The sequence below is a fragment of the Streptomyces antibioticus genome, from assembly GCF_002019855.1.
In the GTDB taxonomy this organism is placed as follows: Bacteria; Actinomycetota; Actinomycetes; order Streptomycetales; family Streptomycetaceae; genus Streptomyces; species Streptomyces antibioticus_B.
Map to the genome: position 1 here is coordinate 6,361,152 of NZ_CM007717.1, position 20,632 is coordinate 6,381,783.

The 20,632-nt window shown below is 71.7% G+C and carries 16 protein-coding genes; 12 read left to right on the forward strand and 4 right to left on the reverse strand.

Features of this window, described 5'->3' with window-relative positions; all coding sequences use genetic code 11:
• Nucleotides 1-331: 331 nt before the first annotated feature.
• The 6 genes from AFM16_RS28890 (at nt 332) to AFM16_RS28915 (ending at nt 9,349) form a co-directional block, all read left to right on the forward strand.
• The gene (locus AFM16_RS28890; protein WP_078635153.1) at nt 332-2,251 is read left to right on the forward strand and encodes a glycogen debranching N-terminal domain-containing protein; all 1,920 of its coding nucleotides are present in this window, start codon (nt 332-334) and stop codon (nt 2,249-2,251) included.
• 152 nt (nt 2,252-2,403) lie between these two features.
• Nucleotides 2,404-3,162, forward strand: a complete 759-nt coding sequence (locus tag AFM16_RS28895) for an NUDIX hydrolase (protein WP_078635155.1) — start codon at nt 2,404-2,406, stop codon at nt 3,160-3,162.
• 92 nt (nt 3,163-3,254) lie between these two features.
• Entirely contained in the window at nt 3,255-5,186 is a 1,932-nt protein-coding gene (locus AFM16_RS28900; RefSeq protein ID WP_078635157.1) for an ABC transporter ATP-binding protein, read from the forward strand.
• A gap of 162 nt (nt 5,187-5,348) precedes the next feature.
• Nucleotides 5,349-6,236, forward strand: coding sequence for a FadR/GntR family transcriptional regulator (locus AFM16_RS28905; protein ID WP_078635159.1), 888 nt, complete (start codon nt 5,349-5,351; stop codon nt 6,234-6,236).
• A gap of 529 nt (nt 6,237-6,765) precedes the next feature.
• Nucleotides 6,766-8,316 carry an RNA polymerase sigma factor gene (locus tag AFM16_RS28910; RefSeq protein WP_030790032.1) on the forward strand — a complete coding sequence of 517 codons (1,551 nt, stop codon included), beginning with the start codon at nt 6,766-6,768 and terminating at the stop codon, nt 8,314-8,316.
• A 154-nt stretch (nt 8,317-8,470) separates the two neighbouring features.
• Nucleotides 8,471-9,349 carry a serine protease gene (locus AFM16_RS28915; RefSeq protein ID WP_078635161.1) on the forward strand — a complete coding sequence of 293 codons (879 nt, stop codon included), beginning with the start codon at nt 8,471-8,473 and terminating at the stop codon, nt 9,347-9,349.
• A gap of 135 nt (nt 9,350-9,484) precedes the next feature.
• Here AFM16_RS28915 and AFM16_RS28920 read toward each other — a convergent pair whose 3' ends face one another.
• The gene (locus tag AFM16_RS28920; protein ID WP_030790025.1) at nt 9,485-9,715 is read right to left on the reverse strand and encodes a DUF7455 domain-containing protein; all 231 of its coding nucleotides are present in this window, start codon (nt 9,713-9,715) and stop codon (nt 9,485-9,487) included.
• A gap of 443 nt (nt 9,716-10,158) precedes the next feature.
• Here AFM16_RS28920 and AFM16_RS28925 point away from each other — a divergent pair, with 443 nt between their 5' ends.
• From AFM16_RS28925 to AFM16_RS28950, 6 genes are all read left to right on the forward strand, one after another.
• Complete coding sequence (locus AFM16_RS28925) at nt 10,159-12,282, forward strand: DNA gyrase/topoisomerase IV subunit B (protein WP_030790023.1); 2,124 nt, start codon at nt 10,159-10,161, stop codon at nt 12,280-12,282.
• Nucleotides 12,283-12,531: 249 nt separating this feature from the next.
• A complete protein-coding gene (locus tag AFM16_RS28930; RefSeq protein WP_078635163.1) occupies nt 12,532-13,056 on the forward strand; it encodes a CcdC protein domain-containing protein in 525 nt (174 codons plus the stop codon).
• Nucleotides 13,053-14,204 carry a sensor histidine kinase gene (locus AFM16_RS28935; RefSeq protein ID WP_078635165.1) on the forward strand — a complete coding sequence of 384 codons (1,152 nt, stop codon included), beginning with the start codon at nt 13,053-13,055 and terminating at the stop codon, nt 14,202-14,204. The genes AFM16_RS28930 and AFM16_RS28935 overlap by 4 nt, the downstream gene beginning before the upstream one ends.
• The gene (locus tag AFM16_RS28940; RefSeq protein WP_078635167.1) at nt 14,201-14,884 is read left to right on the forward strand and encodes a response regulator transcription factor; all 684 of its coding nucleotides are present in this window, start codon (nt 14,201-14,203) and stop codon (nt 14,882-14,884) included. Before AFM16_RS28935 ends, AFM16_RS28940 begins: the two co-directional genes overlap by 4 nt.
• Nucleotides 14,885-14,965: 81 nt before the next feature.
• Nucleotides 14,966-15,526, forward strand: coding sequence for a DUF485 domain-containing protein (locus AFM16_RS28945; protein ID WP_078635169.1), 561 nt, complete (start codon nt 14,966-14,968; stop codon nt 15,524-15,526).
• A complete protein-coding gene (locus AFM16_RS28950) occupies nt 15,523-17,115 on the forward strand; it encodes a monocarboxylic acid transporter (protein WP_030790012.1) in 1,593 nt (530 codons plus the stop codon). Before AFM16_RS28945 ends, AFM16_RS28950 begins: the two co-directional genes overlap by 4 nt.
• A gap of 48 nt (nt 17,116-17,163) precedes the next feature.
• On the opposite strand, the gene AFM16_RS28955 is transcribed toward AFM16_RS28950, so the two are convergent.
• The 3 genes from AFM16_RS28955 to AFM16_RS28965 form a co-directional block, all read right to left on the reverse strand.
• Nucleotides 17,164-17,844: a response regulator gene (locus tag AFM16_RS28955; protein WP_078635171.1), complete on the reverse strand. Its 681-nt coding sequence runs from the start codon at nt 17,842-17,844 to the stop codon at nt 17,164-17,166.
• Nucleotides 17,841-19,553, reverse strand: coding sequence for a sensor histidine kinase (locus AFM16_RS28960; RefSeq protein WP_078635173.1), 1,713 nt, complete (start codon nt 19,551-19,553; stop codon nt 17,841-17,843). The genes AFM16_RS28955 and AFM16_RS28960 overlap by 4 nt, the downstream gene beginning before the upstream one ends.
• Before the next feature lie 130 nt (nt 19,554-19,683).
• Nucleotides 19,684-20,622, reverse strand: a complete 939-nt coding sequence (locus AFM16_RS28965) for a ferredoxin family protein (RefSeq protein WP_078635175.1) — start codon at nt 20,620-20,622, stop codon at nt 19,684-19,686.
• Nucleotides 20,623-20,632: the final 10 nt, after the last annotated feature.

Consider the following 20,632-nt stretch of genomic DNA (forward strand, 5'->3'; position numbering starts at 1 on the left):
TGATGAGAGGCGTGACCCGGGGGAGCCACGCCCGTTCACCTGAGTGGCGGTACGCCCGCGCGCGCCGTACCGCCACGCCGCACCCCGCCAGCCGGGCCTTCCCGCCGGCGACGACCCTGTCCCGAGGCGCACAGAGAGCGAAGAAGCCCTTATGCACCAGCCGACTCCGCCCTCCACCGCCGACGAACGCTCCATCCCCGGGGCACACACACCAACTGCCGGGGTGCCGGGGCCGTCTCTCAACACCACGGTGTCTCTGAGCGCCACGCGTCGCCCGGCGGCACCGGCACCGGCGCAGCGCTCCGCCGGTCTGCCGCCCGCCCACACGGCGATGATCTGCGTCGCCCTGCCGGGCCTGGCCGTCTCCACGGACCAAGGCCAACTCACCGGGCAGGGGCTGGAGGGGATCTACCGAGCGGGCCGACGCGTCCTGGCTCGCTGCCAGGTGCGGGTGGCCGGACGGGAACCACTGGTCGTCCAGGCCAGGATGACGTCCGCCGACCGGGCTCGTTTCATCGGCACCCTGCGCGTCACACCGCACGGCGGCCCGGACCCGGACGTCGTCATCGAGCGGACCCGGTCCGCGGACGGCACCGAGCGGATCACCTTGCGGAGTGCCGCCACCCGGCCCCTGCGGCTCCCGGTCGAGGTGGCCCTCGGCACGGACCTGGCCGACCTCGGGGCGATCGCGTCGGGCACCGTCGGTCCCGAACTGCCCGCCAGCGTCCACGACTCGGGCCTGCGCTGGTCCGGCGCCCACGGGGCGTCGTGCGTCACGGCCACTCCGCCGCCCGCCGACGCACTCGCCTCCGCGGGACTGCTGCGCTGGGACTTCGACGTACCTCCCGGCGGCAGCGTCTCCGTGGAGCTGAAGGCCCGCCTGGAGGGCGCGGGCCCCGTCCGGCCCGCCGGCCGGGCCGCCACGAGCCCCGTAGCTCCCGCGCGAGCGACGGGCGACGATCCACGCGTCGAGCCACTCCTCGCCACGAGCGTCGAGGATCTCCAGGCCCTGCTGGTGCGCGACCCGGCTCACCCGTCGGACACGCATCTCGCGGCGGGCGCGCCGTGGCGCTGCGGCCTGGCCCCCGCCGAGGCGCTCGCCGCAGCCCGGATGGCACTGCCGCTCGGCACTCGACTGGCCGCGGGAACACTGCGCGTCCTCGCCCGCAGCCAGATCACGGGGGAGGGACCGAGGACCGGCATGATCCCCGGCCCACGCCGGGACGCGGGCGCGCATCTGCCGCCGAGCTGCACGGGGACGGAGGCCACCCTGCTCTTCCCCGTCCTGCTGGCCGAGGCCCGCCGATGGGGCCTGCCCGAGCAGGACACGAAGGAGTTGCTTCCGGCGGCCGAGCGATGCCTGTCCTGGCTGCTCGCCACCGTCGGAGACCGCCCCTATCTGCGCGATCCGCAGCCGGGTGGACCGGTCCGCTGCGAGACGCAGGCCCACGCCCACCGCGCGGCACTGCTCGGAGCCGATCTTCTCGACGCGTACGGCAGACCGGGCGGCGGTCAGTTGCGGGAGTGGGCGTTGGCCCTGCGGGCCGCGTTCCGGCAGGACTTCTGGACCGACGATCCAGGTGGCGGCCGGCCCATGGCCGCTCTCACCTCGGACGGGCGGCCGGTGCCCCAGCTCTGCGCCACCACGGCCCACCTGCTCGACACCGGTCTGCTGGGCGGTGGCGAAATGGCCCCGGGACTGCTCGACAAGGTGCGCACCGGCCAACTGGTCCGCCTCCTCGCCAGCCCTGTCATGGACTCCGGCTGGGGACTGCGCGGCCTGGCTGCCGACGAAGCCGGCCACAACCCCTTCGGCCACCGCAACGGTGCCGTACGCGTGCACGAGACGGCGATCGCCGTGGCGGGCATGGCCGCCGCCGGTCACGAGAAGGAGGCCGGTGCGCTGCTGCGCGGCCTGCTGGCGGCGGCCGAGGCGTTCGACCACCGCCTCCCCGAGATGTATGCGGGGGAGCAGCGAGGCGAGGCAGGCGTTCCTCTGCCGCACCCGGCGGCCTGCCGGCCCGCCGCCACCGCCGCGGCCGCCGGGGTGCTGCTGCTGACCGTGCCGGCCGGTGTCCGGCCCGATGCCCCGGCCGGCACGGTCACCCTTCGCCCGCTGCCCAGCGCTCCCCTGGGCGAGATCGTCCTCACGGGCCTGCGCGTCGCAGGTGCCCCCTTCTCGGTCCGCGTCAGCCGGCTCGGACTCGCCATGGTCGAGGAGGCGTCCGACGGGCTGCAATTGGGAGCGTGACCAGGTCCGACCTCGTGTGATCTCAGACGGCGACCCCTGGCGGGAAGGAGCCGGGCAGAACGGTTCCAGCCCGGCCGAACCGGTGTCGATCGGCCATTGAAGCGTCCGGCGAAGGGAGTGTTTATCGTCAGGAAGACGACTATGATCGCCGCATGCCCTACGACCCGTCAGCCTTTCCGCCCTTCGCCGTCACCGTGGACCTGGTCGTGCTGACCGTGCGTCGTCATGCGCTGTGTGCGCTGGCGGTACGCAGGGGTGAGTCGCCCTTCCAGGGGCGGTGGGCGCTGCCCGGCGGCTTCGTACGGGAGGACGAGGACCTCTCCCAGGCCGCGGCGCGTGAACTGGCCGAGGAGACGGGACTGCGCGCCCACGATCCCGCCGCCCCGTCCCAGGACAACGGCGCTCACCTGGAACAACTCGCCACCTACGGCGACCCCAAGCGCGACCCCCGGATGCGTGTCGTCAGCGTCGCCCACCTCGCGCTCGCCCCGGACCTCCCCGCGCCACGGGCCGGCGGCGACGTCAGCAACGCGCGCTGGGCGCCGGTCGAGGAACTGCTTCAGCAGGGCGGGTACGGCCGTGACAGCGAACCCGTCGCCCCCCTGGCCTTCGATCACGCCCAGATCCTCGCGGACGGTGTGGAGCGCGCCCGCTCCAAGATCGAGTACTCGTCCCTGGCGACCGCGTTCTGCCCCTCCGAGTTCACGGTCGGCGAGCTGCGCCGCGTCTACGAAGCGGTGTGGGGCGTGGCGCTGGACCCGCGCAACTTCCATCGCAAGGTGACGGGGACCCCGGGCTTCCTGGTCCCGACCGGCGGCACCACCACACGTCAGGGCGGCCGGCCCGCCCAACTCTTCCGTGCCGGTGGCGCGACCCTCCTCAACCCGCCGATGCTGCGGCCCGAGGTGTGAGCCGGGGCCGCCGCGGCCGTTGAGGATCACGCCAGCCTCGTCGGCCGTGCGGTGACCGGGAAAATCGGACATAACGCGCTATCTTGCTTCGGGTGATCCAGGCCGTCGGACTGACCAGCAACCCCCGCAAGGCGCTTCCGCCCGCCGTCGACGACGTCTCCTTCGAGGCACGCGCGGGCCGCGTCACCGTACTGCTCGGCGCGCCCGGCGCGGGCAAGACCACGGTGCTGAGACTCATGCTCGAACTCCAACAGGGGCGCGGTCTCACCTACTTCAGAGGCCGCCCCCTGCACCGCATCGCCCACCCCTCCCGAGAAGTCGGCGTTCTCCTGGGCGACGTACCCGGACACCCGTCCCGCACCGTCCGCGGCCATCTGCGGATGCTGTGCGCGGCCACCGGAGTTCCGGTCAGACGAGCCGACGAAGTCCTGGAGGTCGTCGGCCTGGTCAGCCTCCGCGACGAACGCCTCGGCACCCTCTCCCGCGGCATGGACCGACGCCTCGGACTGGCCTGCGCCCTGCTCGCGGATCCGCACACGCTCGTTCTCGACGCCCCGGCGGACGGACTCTCGTCGCGCGAAAACCGTTGGCTGCACGGCATGCTGCGGGCCCACGCGGACCAGGGAGGCACGGTCCTGACGACCACCACCGACCCCAAGGAAGCCGCGCGCACGGCTGACCAGGTCGTCACCCTGAAGGAGGGCAGGCTCGTCGCGGACCAGGACGCCGCCGACTTCGCCCGCACCCGGCTGCGCCCCCGCGTGGCCGTCCGCAGCCCGCACGCCGCCCGCCTCGCCGCTCTGCTCACCAAGGAGGCCCGAACCGCGCACTGCTCCGTCGAGGTCGTCCAGGAGGACGGCAACCGGCTCTCGGTGTACGGCAGTACGTGCGCACACGTGGGAGAGGCGGCGTTCCGCCACGGCATCCTCATCCACCAACTTGCCGATGAGACAGGCGACATGGGGAGCAATGCCGTCGTGATGGCTGCCGTGGGCGTGGTGGGGGCGGGGGCTCGCGTCGAGGCATCCGCTACGGCGGACTGCACGGAGTCGGACACCGATACCGACACCGACGACTCGTTCGACAACCCTGCCGAAGCCGAAGCCGAAGCCGAAACTGAGGTCGGCTCTGAGGCCGAGGTTGAGCGCCCCGACACCACCCCGCCTCCCGCCCCCGCCCAGTCACCCCCTCTCCCCTCCCCCCGCGCCGCCGACGCCCTCTCCGCCCTCCCGCCCCCCATCTCCGTCCGCTCCGCCCCCAGCCCGCTCCGCCCACTTCGCTACGAACTCCGCCGTGCCGCGGGCATCAGCACGGGCTTCCTGACCGGGGCCGCCGTCCTGGTCGTGTCCGCCCTCACCGCCGTACTCCTCGCGCGCGTGGGGCACACCCCGCAGGCGCGGCTGCTGGCCGCGTGGCCCGCGCAGTTGCCGCTGCCGCCCGCGGCGCTCGGGGCGGGGCTGCTGGGAGCGCTGGCCTTCGGGGACGAGTTCCGTCACCCCGCGCTGGCCGCGGACCGCGGGACCGTGCCCCGGAGGCTGGGCATGCTCACCGCCAAGCTCGTCGTCGCCGCGTTCACCGCGCTGCTGCTGGCTTTCCTCACGATGGGCTGCAACGCCGAAGTGCTCTACCTGCTCTACGGTCGGGAGTTCGCGAAGGTTCCGGGGGACTGGCTTGCGTTGACCGCCAGTTGGTTCGGACTGGTCGTCGGCTGTGCGTGGGCCGGCGTCCTGGCCGCGGGTGTCTTCCGCTCCACCACGGCAGGACTGGCGGCGGGGCTCGCCGTACCGGTGGCCGTCGTACCCCTCGTACAGGCGGCCGCCGGGAACACATCAGTGCGGACTGCGGCGGGACTTTCGGTGCGCCTGCGCGAAGTGCTGTTGGTGCAGTGGCCCTTCGGCGGGGAGCGGTATCTGTCCGCCGCGGTGCGCCTCGTCGCTCAACCCGTGGGCTGGGCGCTGGCGTTGTCGCTGACCACGCTGCTCTGCGCGTATCTGTTCACGACCCTGCGCAGCAGGGTCCGATGACGACTGTCCGCAACCATATGGTCCGGGCATGTGCACAACTCCCCGGAGAAAGCCCATTTCTTTCCGATAAGGCGTCAATTGCGACGGGGTGAGCGATCACCCTTTCGTGTGCTTTTCACCAAAGACCTCAAGGGAGTTGGAGGCGACGCCGACAAAGGATCCGTGAGTACCCTTGCGCACACCATGATGACCGCCGCCCGCTCCGCCGACTCCGGTCTGGCCGGCCCGGGCGAACTCGACCGCTACCCCTTCGCCGACGCGCCCGCCGTCGACCGCGTCGGCGTTCCCGTCTGGGAAGGCGCGGATCCCGAGCTGGGCCGCGTGGGCCGGCGCACCGCGGGCAGCCGCGGTCGCGGGCTGCACGGCCAGCTCGTCCAACAGCTCGGACAGATGATCGTTTCGGGTGACCTGGGCGCCGACCGTCCGCTGGTGCCCGAGGAGATCGGCCAGCGTTTCGAGGTCTCCCGCACCGTCGTCCGCGAGTCGCTTCGCGTGCTGGAGGCCAAGGGCCTGGTCAGCGCCCGGCCGAACGTCGGCACGCGCGTGCGTCCCGTGAGCGACTGGAACCTTCTCGACCCGGACATCATCGAATGGCGCGCCTTCGGTCCGCAGCGGGACGATCAGCGACGTGAGCTGAGCGAGCTGCGCTGGACGATCGAACCGCTCGCCGCCCGTCTCGCCGCCGGGCACGGCCGGGACGATGTGCAGCAGCGGCTCGGTGACATGGTCGAGATCATGGGGCACGCGATGGCGCAGGGGGACGCGCTCACGTACTCCCGGGCCGACACCGAGTTCCACGCGCTGCTCATCCAGGTCTCGGGAAACCGCATGCTGGAACACCTCTCCGGGATCGTGTCGGCGGCCCTTCAGGTCTCCGGCGGTCCGGTCACCGGCTGCGACCGGCCGACCGAGGTGTCCCTGGCGCACCACGGCAGGATCGTGGACGCCCTGGCCGCGGCCGACGGCGGTGCGGCCGAGGCGGCGATGCGGCAGCTCCTCACCGTGCACCCCGAGGTGGAGCGCGTCGTACCGGCGCCGCGCGAGCACTGACCGCGCACCACTGGGCGGCACGGCCCGGGGGTGCCCTCCCCCTCCTGCGTCATCCCCGGCCGGCTTGCCCGCCCCCTTCGGACCCCGCGGAACCCGTCCCCGGGGCTGCGGGGTCCGGTGCGTGACAGGCGGGGGCGCCTGGCGGGCATGGGGCGCACGGCAGATGTGGGGCGTGCGACGCGCATGCGCCGGCGCACAACAATCAGGGGCTGATGACGTGCGAGGAAGGCCGCCGCGAGAGGCGCAGAACGCGCACGGGTGCCACAGGTGACCTTCTTTGTCATGGCCTGACCGCTTTTGATCGCTTACGGGGTGTGACTCGGGCCACGAAGATTGGGCGTAACGCTCATGGAAACAACGCGATGACCTAAGAGGTGACAGTCGAGGAGGGAATACGGACGCCGGTCACGGCGCTGTGAATCTTCCCGGCCCCCGCCCGCACCGTCGGCCCATCCCCAGGTCGGTGGTCGGCTCCTGTCCGTCGTGGACGGGGCCGGAAGCCGTTTTCCAACGTTCCGAGAGGTTGTTCGTGTCGGCCAGCACATCCCGTACGCTCCCGCCGGAGATCGCCGAGTCCGTCTCTGTCATGGCGCTCATTGAGCGGGGAAAGGCTGAGGGGCAGATCGCCGGCGACGATGTGCGTCGGGCCTTCGAAGCTGACCAGATTCCGGCCACTCAGTGGAAGAACGTACTGCGCAGCCTCAACCAGATCCTCGAGGAAGAGGGTGTGACGCTGATGGTCAGTGCCGCGGAGCCCAAGCGCACCCGAAAGAGCGTCGCAGCGAAGAGTCCGGCCAAGCGCACCGCCACCAAGACCGTGGCGGCGAAGACGGTGACCACGAGGAAGGCCACCGCCACCACCTCGGCCGCCCCGGTCGCCTCCGCTGCGGACGACGTCACAGACGAAGAGACCGCCCCCGCCAAGAAGGCGGCCGCCAAGAAGACGACGACCGCCAAGAAGGCGGCCGCGAAGAAGACCACCGCCCCCGCGAAGAAGACGGCGGCCAAGAAGACCGCCGCCAAGAAGGACGACGCCGAGCTGGTCGAGGAAGAAGTCCTCGAAGAGGCGGCCCCCAAGGGCGACGAGCCCGAGGGCACCGAGAACGCCGGCTTCGTCCTGTCCGACGAGGACGAGGACGACGCGCCGGCCCAGCAGGTCGCCGCCGCCGGCGCCACGGCCGACCCGGTCAAGGACTACCTCAAGCAGATCGGCAAGGTCCCGCTGCTCAACGCCGAGCAGGAGGTCGAGCTCGCCAAGCGCATCGAGGCCGGTCTGTTCGCCGAGGACAAGCTGGCCAACGCCGACAAGCTCGCCCCCAAGCTCAAGCGCGAGCTGGAGATCATCGCCGAGGACGGGCGCCGCGCCAAGAACCACCTCCTGGAGGCCAACCTCCGTCTGGTGGTCTCCCTGGCCAAGCGCTACACCGGCCGCGGCATGCTCTTCCTGGACCTCATCCAGGAGGGCAACCTCGGTCTGATCCGCGCGGTCGAGAAGTTCGACTACACCAAGGGCTACAAGTTCTCCACGTACGCCACCTGGTGGATCCGTCAGGCGATCACCCGCGCCATGGCCGACCAGGCCCGCACCATCCGTATCCCGGTGCACATGGTCGAGGTCATCAACAAGCTCGCGCGCGTGCAGCGCCAGATGCTCCAGGACCTGGGCCGCGAGCCCACCCCGGAGGAGCTGGCCAAGGAACTCGACATGACCCCCGAGAAGGTCATCGAGGTCCAGAAGTACGGCCGCGAGCCCATCTCCCTGCACACCCCGCTGGGCGAGGACGGCGACAGCGAGTTCGGTGACCTCATCGAGGACTCCGAGGCCGTCGTGCCCGCCGACGCGGTCAGCTTCACGCTCCTCCAGGAACAGCTCCACTCCGTCCTCGACACGCTCTCCGAGCGCGAGGCCGGCGTCGTCTCCATGCGGTTCGGTCTCACCGACGGTCAGCCCAAGACCCTCGACGAGATCGGCAAGGTGTACGGCGTCACGCGTGAGCGGATCCGCCAGATCGAGTCCAAGACCATGTCGAAGCTGCGCCACCCGTCGCGTTCGCAGGTGCTCCGCGACTACCTCGACTAGGTCACTGCCGTACGACCGCGTCACCGCCGTACGACGCCGAAGGCCCGGCTCCCCCCCAGGGGAGGCCGGGCCTTCGGCGTGAGCGCGCGGGTGCGGGGCGTCGCCGACTGGATCACTCTGGGTGTTCATCGATCACTTCAGGTGAGGAGCGTGCATGCGACGTCCCCTGGTCCGGGCGCTGGCCCGGCCGTTGATCCTCGCGGCCGCGGCGGCCGCCATACCGTTGCTGTCGGCCGCCCCGGCAGCCTCCGACGGCGTCGTCGTGGGCGGCTTTCCCGTCGATGTCGCGCACAGCCCGTGGACGGTCGCGTTGTCCAGCCGTGACCGGTTCGGAGGTACGCGATCGGGGCAGTTCTGCGGCGGGGTGGTGGTGGGTCCGACCACCGTGCTCACGGCCGCCCACTGCCTGAGCCTGGACGCCCTCGGGGCGCCGCCGGACCAGGTGCGTGACCTGAAGGTCATCGCGGAGCGCACGGATCTGTACACGGACCAGGGCCGGGAGATCCGCGTGAGCGGCACTTGGGTGAATCCCGGCTACGACAGTGCGAGCAACGCCGGCGACTTCGCCGTACTGACGCTTGCCGAATCTCTGCCGCGGACGGCGGCCATCGCGCTGGCCGCCGAGGGTGATCCCGCGTACGCGCCCGGTACCGAGGCCGTCGTCTACGGATGGGGGGACACCACCGGGTTCGGCGCCTACGCCCACAGTCTGCGGGCGGCCCAGGTGCATGTGCTGGACGACGAGCGCTGCGAGCGGGCCTATCCGGCCTCGGCCGACGGCACCTACCTGGCGTCGAGCATGGTGTGCGCCGGTGAGCCGCAGGGCGGCCGCGACGCCTGCCAGGGGGACAGCGGCGGACCGCTGGTCGCCCAGGGCCGGCTCATCGGCCTGGTGTCGTGGGGCAGCGGCTGCGGCCGCGCGGGGAGCCCAGGCGTCTATACGCGCGTCTCGGACGTCGTACGGGTACTCGGGCTCCGCGCCACACCTCCGGGCGCCCTCGCGGCCCCTTCAGGCGCCGCCACGATGCCCTGACGGGAGCCGGGTGCTTCTCCGTCCTGGGGCGGGGAGGTCGTTTCGCGGTAGAAAAACGGGCGGCGGCCCCTGTTTCCAGGGGCCGCCGCCACGCACCGGCCTGTGCCGGTTTTCGCTCGTCGTGGACGCGAGGGATCAGCGCTCTTCTTCGGAGGCGGATGCAGGAACGGTCGTCAGCCGCTCCGTCTCGTCCTGTATTTCAGCGGCGATCTTCTTGAGCTCCGGCTCGAACTTGCGGCCGTGGTGGGCGCAGAAGAGCAGTTCTCCGCCGCTGAGCAGGACGACGCGCACGTACGCCTGGGCGCCGCAGCGGTCGCAGCGGTCAGCGGCCGTCAGCGGGCTCGCGGGGGTCAGAACAGTAGTCACGTCGCCTCTTCTCTAGCTCGACGAGCTGTCGTACCAGGGTCAACATCCAACCAGCCCCAAAACGTTCCCGCTCGTGGCTTCTCCTCGAAAAAAATCTTCGAGGTGGCCGTCTGCTGCCGGTTTGGCGGCGAATGTGCCGTATTGCGTGTCTTTGTGTCTTACGGTTTCGCGCTGTCGGTCATGGTCCGGTCCTTCCGGCTGGGTTGCCGGTTTGTTCATGAGGACGTGCCCGGAGCCTAAATGGTTCATGCCTCGAAGGGAACGTGATATGTACTTCACCCCATTGAGGGATCGAACACGCATGCGACCCTGGACTAGGGTGAGTCTCACACGAGGGTGGCGTGACAACGGCTCTACCAGGCATCGGTACCCTCTTGGCGGCGAATGACGCCGTGCCCTTACCCAGAAGGGCCCCACCTGAAATTCAGCGAGGAGCGAACCGCGTGACCGCCGAAACGTCCGTGCCGTCCACAGCTCTGCTCGCAGGAGCAGACCGGGACGGTTCCAACTACACCGCGCGGCACCTGCTCGTCCTCGAGGGGCTCGAGGCCGTGCGGAAGCGTCCGGGCATGTACATCGGATCGACCGACAGCCGCGGTCTGATGCACTGCCTGTGGGAGATCATCGACAACTCGGTCGACGAGGCCCTCGGGGGCTACTGCGACCACATCGAGGTGATCCTGCACGACGACGCCTCGGTCGAGGTGCGGGACAACGGCCGGGGCATCCCGGTCGACGTCGAGCCCAAGACCGGACTCTCCGGTGTCGAGGTCGTGATGACCAAGCTGCACGCCGGCGGCAAGTTCGGCGGCGGCTCCTACGCCGCCTCCGGCGGTCTGCACGGCGTCGGCGCCTCCGTCGTGAACGCCCTGTCCGCCCGGCTCGACGTCGAGGTGGACCGCAGTGGCCACACGCACGCGATCAGCTTCCGCCGCGGTGTCCCCGGGGCCTTCGGCGCCGACGGACCCGACGCCAAGTTCGAATCCGGGAGCGGCCTGCGCAAGGCCAAGAAGATCGCCAGGGCCCGCACCGGCACGCGCGTGCGGTACTGGGCCGACCGGCAGATCTTCCTCAAGGACGCCAAGCTCTCGCTGGAGAACCTCCACCAGCGCGCCCGCCAGACTGCCTTCCTGGTGCCGGGCCTGACCATCGTCGTCCGCGACGAGTACGGCTTGGGCGACGGCGGCAGCAAGGGCGAGGAGTCGTTCCGCTTCGACGGCGGCATCAGCGAGTTCTGCGAGTACCTGGCCACCGACAAGGCTGTCTGCGACGTCCTCCGTTTCACCGGACAGGGCACCTTCCGGGAGACCGTCCCGGTCCTCGACGAGCACGGCCAGATGACCCCCACCCAGGTCACCCGGGAGCTCGAGGTCGATGTCGCGATGCGCTGGGGCACGGGGTACGACACGACCCTGAAGTCCTTCGTGAACATCATCGCCACCCCCAAGGGCGGCACCCACGTGGCCGGCTTCGAGACGGCCGTCGCCGGCACCATGAACGAGGTGCTGCGCGCCAAGAAGCTCCTGCGCGTCGCCGAGGACGACATCGTCAAGGACGACGCCCTGGAGGGCCTGACCGCCGTCGTCACCGTCCGGCTGGCCGAGCCGCAGTTCGAGGGCCAGACCAAGGAGGTCCTCGGCACCTCGGCGGCCCGCCGCATCGTGAACTCCGTGATCTCCAAGGAGCTCAAGGCGTTCCTGACGTCCACCAAGCGGGACGCCGCGGCCCAGGCGCGGGTCGTCATGGAGAAGGCGGTCGCCGCGGCACGCACACGTATCGCCGCCCGCCAGCACAAGGACGCGCAGCGTCGCAAGACGGCCCTGGAGTCCTCCTCCCTGCCCGCCAAGCTCGCCGACTGCCGCAGTGACGACGTCGACCGCAGTGAACTGTTCATCGTCGAGGGCGACTCCGCGCTCGGTACGGCGAAGCTCGCCCGGAACTCCGAGTTCCAGGCGCTGCTGCCGATCCGCGGCAAGATCCTCAACGTCCAGAAGTCGTCCGTCACCGACATGCTGAAGAACGCCGAGTGCGGGGCGATCATCCAGGTCATAGGGGCCGGCTCCGGGCGCACCTTCGACATCGACGCCGCCCGCTACGGCAAGATCATCATGATGACCGACGCCGATGTGGACGGCTCCCACATCCGGTGCCTGCTGCTGACCCTGTTCCAGCGCTACATGCGGCCCATGGTCGAGGCCGGCCGGGTGTTCGCCGCGGTGCCGCCGCTGCACCGCATCGAGCTGGTCCAGCCGAAGCGGGGTCAGGACAAGTACGTCTACACGTACTCGGACCGCGAGCTGCGCGACAAGCTCATGGAGTTCCAGACCAAGGGCGTCCGGTACAAGGACTCCATCCAGCGCTACAAGGGCCTCGGTGAGATGGACGCCGACCAGCTCGCCGAGACGACGATGGACCCGCGCCATCGCACCCTGCGACGGATCAACCTGTCCGACCTCGAAGCGGCCGAGCAGGTGTTCGATCTGCTCATGGGTAACGACGTGGCCCCTCGGAAGGAGTTCATCTCCAGTTCGGCGGCGACGCTGGACCGGTCGCGCATCGACGCGTAGCCGCTGCGCTCGGCCGTGAGAGGTGGGGCCTGGGCCGGACACGAGGTCTGTGCCCGGGCCGGGCCCGACGGCTGACCGGTGCCGGGGCGCACGAGCCCGGCTCTCCACCCGTGGGTGGAGGGAACAGGCCGGTCGAGTTCCACCCGTGATCCACCCTGGCTCCGATCTCCCGGCCTGCGGGATTCCGTAGCGTCGAAGGCGTCGGCAGCACTCGCTGTCGGCTTCCCCTTCCCGCTGACGGAGGCTGTGATGTCCGGGCTTGTCGACGTGCTGTTGATCGCGGCCGTGGCCGTGCTGGTGATCGTGCGGCAGTTCCGTGCGAGCCGTGTGGACACGGACCGGCGGTGGTGGGTCCTGCCCGGTGTCCTGGCCGTCGTGGCCCTGCGCGAGCCCGGTCTTCTCGACGCCCACCATCACCTCGCCTCGGCCCTGGTGCTCGGGGCCGAGCTGATCGTGGGCGTGGCCTTGGGAGCCGGCTGGGCCTGGACCACCCGCATTTGGGTGGAGCCGGACGGCGCGGTGTGGAGCAAGAGCACCAAGGCGAGCGTGATCGTCTGGATCACCGGCATCGGCCTGCGCGTGGGTCTCTTCGGCCTGGGCGCGCTGGTGGGCGTCCACCGGAACAGCTCCGCCCTGCTCCTGGCCCTCGCCTCCACCCTGCTGGTCCGCTCCGGGATCCTGATCTGGCGGGCGAGCGAGCTGCACGGGGCTTCCGCGCACGGTCCGGCGTACCGTGACCGCCTGCCCCGGGCCGCGTGGAAGGAGCCCGTGTGACGGAGAACGTGTGGACACGCTGGCCCTCGCGCGAGGCGCTGGGCCGCCAGGGGATCTCGGGCCCCAGACGGCTGCTGGCCTGGGCCGTACGGCTGCTGGTGCTCGGTGCGCTGCTGTGGAGCGCCTTCCACGACAGCCGGATCCACGGAGGGGCCGCCGTCGCCGGGGGCGTCGGGGTGCTGGTGGCCGGCGGGCTGGCCTGGGCGTTTTTCCGGACCACGCTCCAGCACCGGCTGTGGCCCTCCCTCGGACTCAACGCCCTGCTGCTGGGGCTCGCGGCCGCCCTTCAGGCGGTGGGCCTCCGTTCACCGGCCGTCGTCCTGTGGTGCGGGTGCGCCATCGCCGCGCTGGAGAGACTTCCGATCGCGGCCGGTCTGCCCATGGCCACGGTCGCGTTCGCCGCCTTCGCCCTGGCCGACGGGGACGCCTGGCCGACCACCGCCGTCATCATCGGGGGCATGGCCCTCGCCGGTTACGCGCTGCGACTGGACGCCGAGGCGCGCGGCAGTGCCCAGCGGCTGCTCGCGCAGGAACGGGCGGCCAGAGCGGCCGAGGCGGAGTCGGCGGCGCTGGCCGAGCGAGCCCGTATCGCCCGGGAGATCCACGATGTGCTGGCCCACAGTCTCTCGGCGCAGCTCGTGCACCTGGAGGCCGCCCGGCTGCTGATCGAGCGGGGCGCGGACCGGGAGCAGATCCTCGAACGGGTGGTGGCGGCACGCGGAATGGCCCGTGACGGGCTGGACGAGACCCGGCAGGCGCTCTCCGCGCTCAGAGGCGAGCTGACCCCGCTGGAGGAGTTCCTGACCGGCCTCGTGCGTCAGGCCGATGGAACGGAGATCACCGTCGAGGGCGATCGAAGACCACTGCCGGCCGAGGCGTCGCAGACCGTGCGGCGGGTCGCGCAGGAGGCGCTGACGAACGCCCGCAAGCACGCGCCCGGGGCGAAGGTCCGTGTGCGGTTGGCGTACGAAGCCCATGAAGTGACCCTGGACGTACGGGACTCGGGGGGCTCGCCGGGCGAACTCGCGCAGGTCGGCGGCCGGTACGGTCTGCTGGGTATGCGCGAGCGCGCGGAGCTGCTGGGCGGGTCGCTCGACGCGGGACCGGGTGAGGAAGGGTTCGTGGTGACGCTGAGGGTGCCGGTATGACGCGGGAGACGGACGACAGGCCGGCCAGGGTCGTGGTGGCGGACGACCAGACCGTCGTCCGGGAGGGCATCGTGATGCTGCTCGGACTGCTGCCGGGGGTCGAGGTCGTGGGCGCCGCGGGAGACGGGGACGAGGCGGTGAAGCTGGTCGCCGAACTCGCCCCGGACGTGGTGCTGATGGACCTGCGCATGCCCCGCTGCGACGGAGTCGAGGCCACCCGGCGCATCCGGGCCGAGCACCCCGGGACGCACGTGGTGGTGCTCACGACGTTCGCCGACGACGAGTCCCTGTTCCCGGCGTTGAAGGCGGGTGCCCGGGGATATCTGACCAAGGACGCGGGCGGGGACGAGATCGTGCGGGCCGTGCAGAGCGTCCTGTCCGGGGACGCGGGGCTGTCGCCGAGCGTCCAACGGCGGTTGCTGGAGCGGCTTTCGGCGCCCGAGCCCGAGCCGGCGCACCCGGCGGAACCGCCGGACGGACTGACCACACGGGAGACGGAGGTGCTGCTGCTGATCGCCGAAGGGCTCAGCAACCAGGAGATCGGACGGAGGCTGCATGTGTCCACGGCGACGGTGAAGACCCACATCAACAACATGTTCGCCAAGATCGGGATCAAGGATCGTGTGCAGGCGGTGCGTTACGCGTACAGAAAGGGGTTGGTACGGCCTCCGGCGGGGTGAATCGTCGGTTGGGTCACCTGATGGGGTGAAGTGTGCAGGGAAGAAGAGTCGGGGATCTTCCCGTTCTGTCCATCCTTGGGCATGCAGTCAAGCAACGGTCGTTCCCACGGCGACGGGGACGGTCCCGAGAGACCGGGCGACCACCATCAGAGCCAGGGTTCGGCGTTCGTCGACGCGCCGACAGGTGTGCGCTACGAAGACCCGTGGTACGACGCGCTCGCGTCGGGCTGGGGCGAGCCGGGCACCGGAAGGGCGCCGACGGCCGAGGTGCCGGCGGCGCGCAAGGAGCGGGAGGACGGGGCCGTGGCGGCGGCCCAGGTCTACCTGGAGGTGCAGCGCAGCGCGGCCTTCCAGGAAGTGCGCAGCCGGTACCGGAGGTTCGTGGGGCCGGCCGTCGCCGGGTTCTTCCTCTGGTACGTCGGGTACGTCGTGACCGCGACGGCGGCGCCGGGATTCATGGCGCGGCCCGTGGCCGGCGCGGTGAACGTGGCGTTGCTCGCGGGGCTCGGACAGTTCCTCAGCACGTTCCTGCTCACCTGGGCCTACGCCCGGCACGCCCGGCTGCGGCGGGACCGTGCCGCGCTGGAACTGCGCTGGGACACACAGGAGTTGACGCGGGGCGCGAGAGGCGGCGTTCTGTGACCGGCGACCACCAGACGCTCGCGTTACTGCTGTTCAGTGCCTTCGTCGCGGTCACCTTGGGGATCACGACGTGGGTGAGCCGGCACCGGCACGGTTCGGAGGAGGAGTTCTACGCCGGCGGGCGGTTGTTCTCGCCGATGGAGAATGGTTTTGCCATCGCGGGCGACTACATGTCGGCCGCCTCCTTCCTCGGGATCTCCGGGCTCATCGCCCTCTACGGCTACGACGGGCTGCTGTACTCGGTCGGCTTCCTGGTGGCCTGGCTGGTGGTGCTGTTCCTCGTCGCCGAACTGGTCCGCAACTGCGGGCGGTTCACGCTCGCCGACGTCGTCGCCGCGCGGATGAGGGAGCGGCCCGTGCGGATCGCGGCGGGAACTTCCTCGGTCACCGTGTCCGTTCTCTATCTGGTGGCGCAGATGGTCGGGGCGGGCAGCCTGGTCGCGCTGCTCCTCGGGAACACGAGCGCCGCGGCCCAGGTATGGGCGGTCATCGGGGTCGGTGCGCTCATGGTGATCTACGTGTCGTTGGGAGGGATGCGGGCCACCACATGGATCCAGATCGTCAAGGCGGTGCTGCTGCTCGCCGGCACGATCGTGCTCACGGTGCTCGTCCTGGTGCGCTTCCACGGTGACTTCGACCGGCTGCTGCTGACGGCGGCGGAGCGCAGCGGGCACGGGATGGCGTTCCTGGCACCGGGGCTGAAGTACGGCGGGGACTGGACGGCCCGTTTCGACTTCATGAGCCTGGGACTGGCGCTGGTGCTGGGCACGGCGGGACTCCCGCACATCCTGTCGCGCTTCTACACCGTGCCGACGGCCCGGGCGGCACGGCGGTCCGTCGTCTGGTCGATCGGGCTCATCGGCGGCTTCTACCTGATGACGATCGTCCTCGGCTTCGGGGCGGCGGCCATCGTCGGCACCGACGCCGTGCGGGGCTCCAACGCGGCGGGCAACACGGCGGTGCCGCTGCTCGCCCTGGACCTGGGCGGCGGCGCCGACTCCACCGGAGGCACGGTGCTGTTCGCGGTCGTGGCGGCCGTCGCCTTCGCCACGATCCTCGCGGTCGTCGCCGGCATCACCCTCGCCTCCTCGGCCTCGGTGGCGCACGACCTGTACGCCTCGCTGCGCCGCCGGGGCGCGAAGCCGCGCAGTGAGGTGGCGGTGGCGCGGGCGGCGGCCGTCGGGATCGGTGTCGTCGCGATCGCCCTCGGCCTGCTGGCCCGCGATCTCAACGTGGCCTTCCTGGTGGGGCTCGCGTTCGCGGTCGCGGCGTCCGCGAATCTGCCGGTCCTGCTGTACTCGCTGTTCTGGCGCGGCTTCACGACCCGGGGCGCCGTGTGGGCGGTGTACGGCGGGCTGGTGCCGGCCCTGCTGCTCGTCGTGCTGTCGCCGGTGGTGTCGGGCAGCCCCGAATCGCTCTTCCCCGGCGTGGACATCCAGTACTTCCCGCTCCAGAACCCCGGCCTGGTCTCGATCCCGCTCGGCTTCCTCGCGGGCTGGCTCGGCACCGTCACCTCCACCGAGGTCGCGGACGAGGCCAAGCACGCCGAGACCGAGGTGCGTTCGCTGACGGGAGCGGGGGCGGTGTAGGCGGCCTACGTCCACCGGCACCGTCGTACGGCAGCCGGCCTTCGGTGCTCAGGGGCGGGTCGCCCAGGTGTAGCGGTGTTCGGGGCGGCCCGCTTCGCCGTATCTCAGGGTCAGGCGGGCCCGGCCGGTGCGTTCCAGGAGCTTCAGGTAGCGCTGGGCGGTCTGGCGGCTCACTCCCGTCCGCTCGGCGATCTCCTGGGCGGACAGGGGACCTTCGGCGTTCATCAGGGACTGGCGGACCAGTTCGGCGGTGGTGGGGGAGTGGCCCTTGGGCAGTCCGGGTTCCGAAGAGGCGGACAGGGCGCCGAAGATGCGGTCGACGTCGGCCTGCTCGGCCTCGCCGCCGCCGTCCAGCGTGCGGCGCAGATCGGCGTACGCCTCCAGCTTGGCGCGCAGGCCGGCGAAGGCGAACGGTTTCACCAGGCACTGAAGGGCGCCCTGGCGCATCGCGGCCTGGACCGTGGCGACGTCCCGCGCCGCTGTCACCATGATCACGTCGGTCTGGTGGCCGCGGCGGCGCATCTCCTGGACGACCTCCAGGCCCGTCTCGTCGGGCAGATAGTGGTCGAGCAGGACCAGGTCCACCTGGGGCAGCAGCTCCAACTGGCGCAGCGCCCCGGCCGCGTCGTGGGCCTCGGCGGCCACGCGGAAGCCGGGCACCTTCTCGACGTAGGCGGCGTTGACCTGGGCGACCCGGGTGTCGTCGTCCACGACCAGGACCTGGATCATCGTGACTTCTCCTCGGCGGTGCGGGGCGACGGGGCGGCCAGGGCGGGCGCCGGATCCGTGGCGGAGGGAGCGGCCTCGGGGCCGTCTCCCGGCCCGGGGTCGGTCAGTGCCTCGGGCAGGACGACGGTGAACTCGGCGCCGCCGCCGTCCGCCTCGCCCACGGTGGCGCTGCCGCCCTGGCGCTCGGCGAGCCGATGGACGAGAGAGAGCCCGATGCCGCGCTTCCCGTGTGCGGGAGCCCGCTTCGTGGACCAGCCCTCGGTGAAGATCAGCTCGCGTTCGGTGGCAGGGACGCCCGGTCCGGTGTCCCGTACGCGCAGGATCGCCGTGCGTCCCTCGGCGCGCAGTTCGACCTCCACGCGCGCGTGCGGGGTGCCCGCGGCGGCGTCGAGCGCGTTGTCCACCAGGTTGCCGACGACCGTCACCAGTCCGCGCGGGTCGATCAGCCGGTCCGGGAGGCGGGTGCGGTCCGAGACCCACAGGGCGACCCCGCGCTCGGCCGCCACGGTCGCCTTGCCGACCAGCAGGGCGGCGAGCAGCGGGTCCTCGATCCGCTCGGCCACCTGCTCGGCGGTGGCCCGGTGCTCGCCGACCACCTCCCCCACGAACTCCGCGGCGTCGTCGTACCTCTCCAGTTCGAGCAGGCCGAGCAGGGTGTGCATGCGGTTGGCGTGTTCGTGGTCCTGGGCGCGCAGGGCGTCGAGGAGGCCGTGCGTGGAGTCGAGTTCGCGGCCGAGCTGCTCCAGCTCGGTGCGGTCGCGCAGGGTGGCCACCGCGCCACCGTCGTCGGTGGGCATGCGGTTGGCGACGAGGACGCGCTGTCCGCGTACGGCGATCAGGTCGGTGCCGGTCACCCGGCCGGCCAGCACGTCGGCCGTGCGGCCCGCGCCGAGCGCCTCGTCGGGCGAGCGGCCCAGGGCCTCGTCGCCGAGGTCCAGCAGGCGCCGGGCCTCGTCGTTGAGCAGACGGACGTGGCCGGTGCGGTCGAGGGCGACGACGCCCTCCCGGATGCCGTGCAGCATCGCCTCGCGCTCCGCCAGCAGCGCCGAGATGTCGGAGAAGGCCAGGTCACGGGTCTGCCGCTGGACCCGGCGGGAGATCAGCCACGCGGCCAGGGCACCGACCGCGAGGGCGGCGCCGGCGTAGGCGAACAGACCCGGGATCGCGTGGAGCAGCCGCGCGCGGACACTGTCGTACTCGATGCCGACCGAGACGGCCCCGACGATCGTGCCGTCGCCGTCGCGCAGAGGCACCTTGCCGCGGGCCGAGCGGCCCAGGGTGCCGTCGTCGATCTCCATGACGTCCTCGCCGGCCAGGGCCTGGCTGGGGTCCGTCGAGACATGGCCGCCGACCTGGCCCGGGTCGGGGTGCGACCAGCGGGTGCCGTGGACGTCCATCACGACGACGTACTCGGCGCCGCTGGCCTCGCGGATCCGCTCCGCCTCCCGCTGCACCGGCCCGTCGACGGCGGGCGAGGTGTCCTGGAGTTCCTCGGCGAGCCCCGGCATGGCCGCCGTGGTCTGCGCGATGGCGAGCGCGCGGCGCATCGCCTGGTCGTCGAGCTGATCACTCAGGGGGGCCAGGAACAGCCCGGTCGCCAGCACCGCGACACCCGCCGCGATCGCCAACTGCATCAGCAGCACCTGCGAGAACATGCGCCGGGGCAGGCCCAGGCGGAGGTGGCGGCGGGTGGCGGGAGGCGTGCTCATGCCCCAGACGGTACGTGGGCGGGCGGTGAGGCCGTAGGAGTGCGGCCCTCTCGGCCGACCTCAGCCCCGTCGGGCCTCTCCCTCTACGCCGCCCCCCGCCTAGGCCGCCCCCCGCCTAGGCCACCCCCGCCTACGCCACCCCCGCCGTCCTCAGCTCCCGCACCCCGACCACGTCCATCCGGGCCGGTGCGCCGAGGGCCGACGCGCCGCAGCTCTCCTCGCGGGGCGGCTGGGAGGCGGTCTGGGCCACGGTGACCCGCCAGTGGCGGCCGTCGGTGTGGGCGACGGTCACCTCCCAGTGCGGTGCGCCGCCGTGCGTGCCGACGACCGTCAGCGCTTCCGCCGCGTCCTCGCCGATCGCCCTGCGGACGGCCAGTTCCGCCGCCTGGCCGGGCCGTTCCCAGGCGGAGCTGCCCCGGCAGCCGTCGAGGACGATCCGGCCGTCCTGGACGCCGTGCAGGACTTCCTTGACGGTGTGGGCCTCGGCGCGGCCGTACGCGTATCCGTACGGCAGCACGAGCGTGGTGGGGGAGAAGCGGTGGCCGCCCAGATGGGTGACCTCCCAGACGCCCTCCACGCCCGACGCGGCGAGTTCGGCGGCGAGGGGACGGCCGAGGAGCGCGCAGCAGCGGTCGCGCTTGCCGTTGGTGCAGACGAGGGCCAGCGGGTCGCCGGTGTGGGGTCCGCCCCGCAGCGCGGTGTCGAAGGTGCGGTGGTCGCCCCGGCCGAGGGCGGCGAAGTCCAGGTCGAGCAGTCGGCCCGGGTCGTGGGTCCAGGCGCTGCGCAGCCAGAGCCGTCCCGGGACGGTGTGCGCGGCGTACACCTGGCGCAGCGGCGGAGTGCCGAAGTCCGCGTGGCGTCCGGGGCGTCTGATGAGCGCGACGCGCACGCCCGTGCCCTGGGCGGCCGCTTCCAGGGCGCGGCCCAGGACGGGGTCCAGGTGGCTCTGCACCAGCGCTTTCGCACCCCAGGGGCCCGGCTGTTCCAGAAGGAGCCAGGTCGATGCCGTGGCCGCGGTTCCGGACAGGGGCTCGTCGAGGTCCCGCGAGACGGTCGCGCACGTACTCACAGAGGTGAGC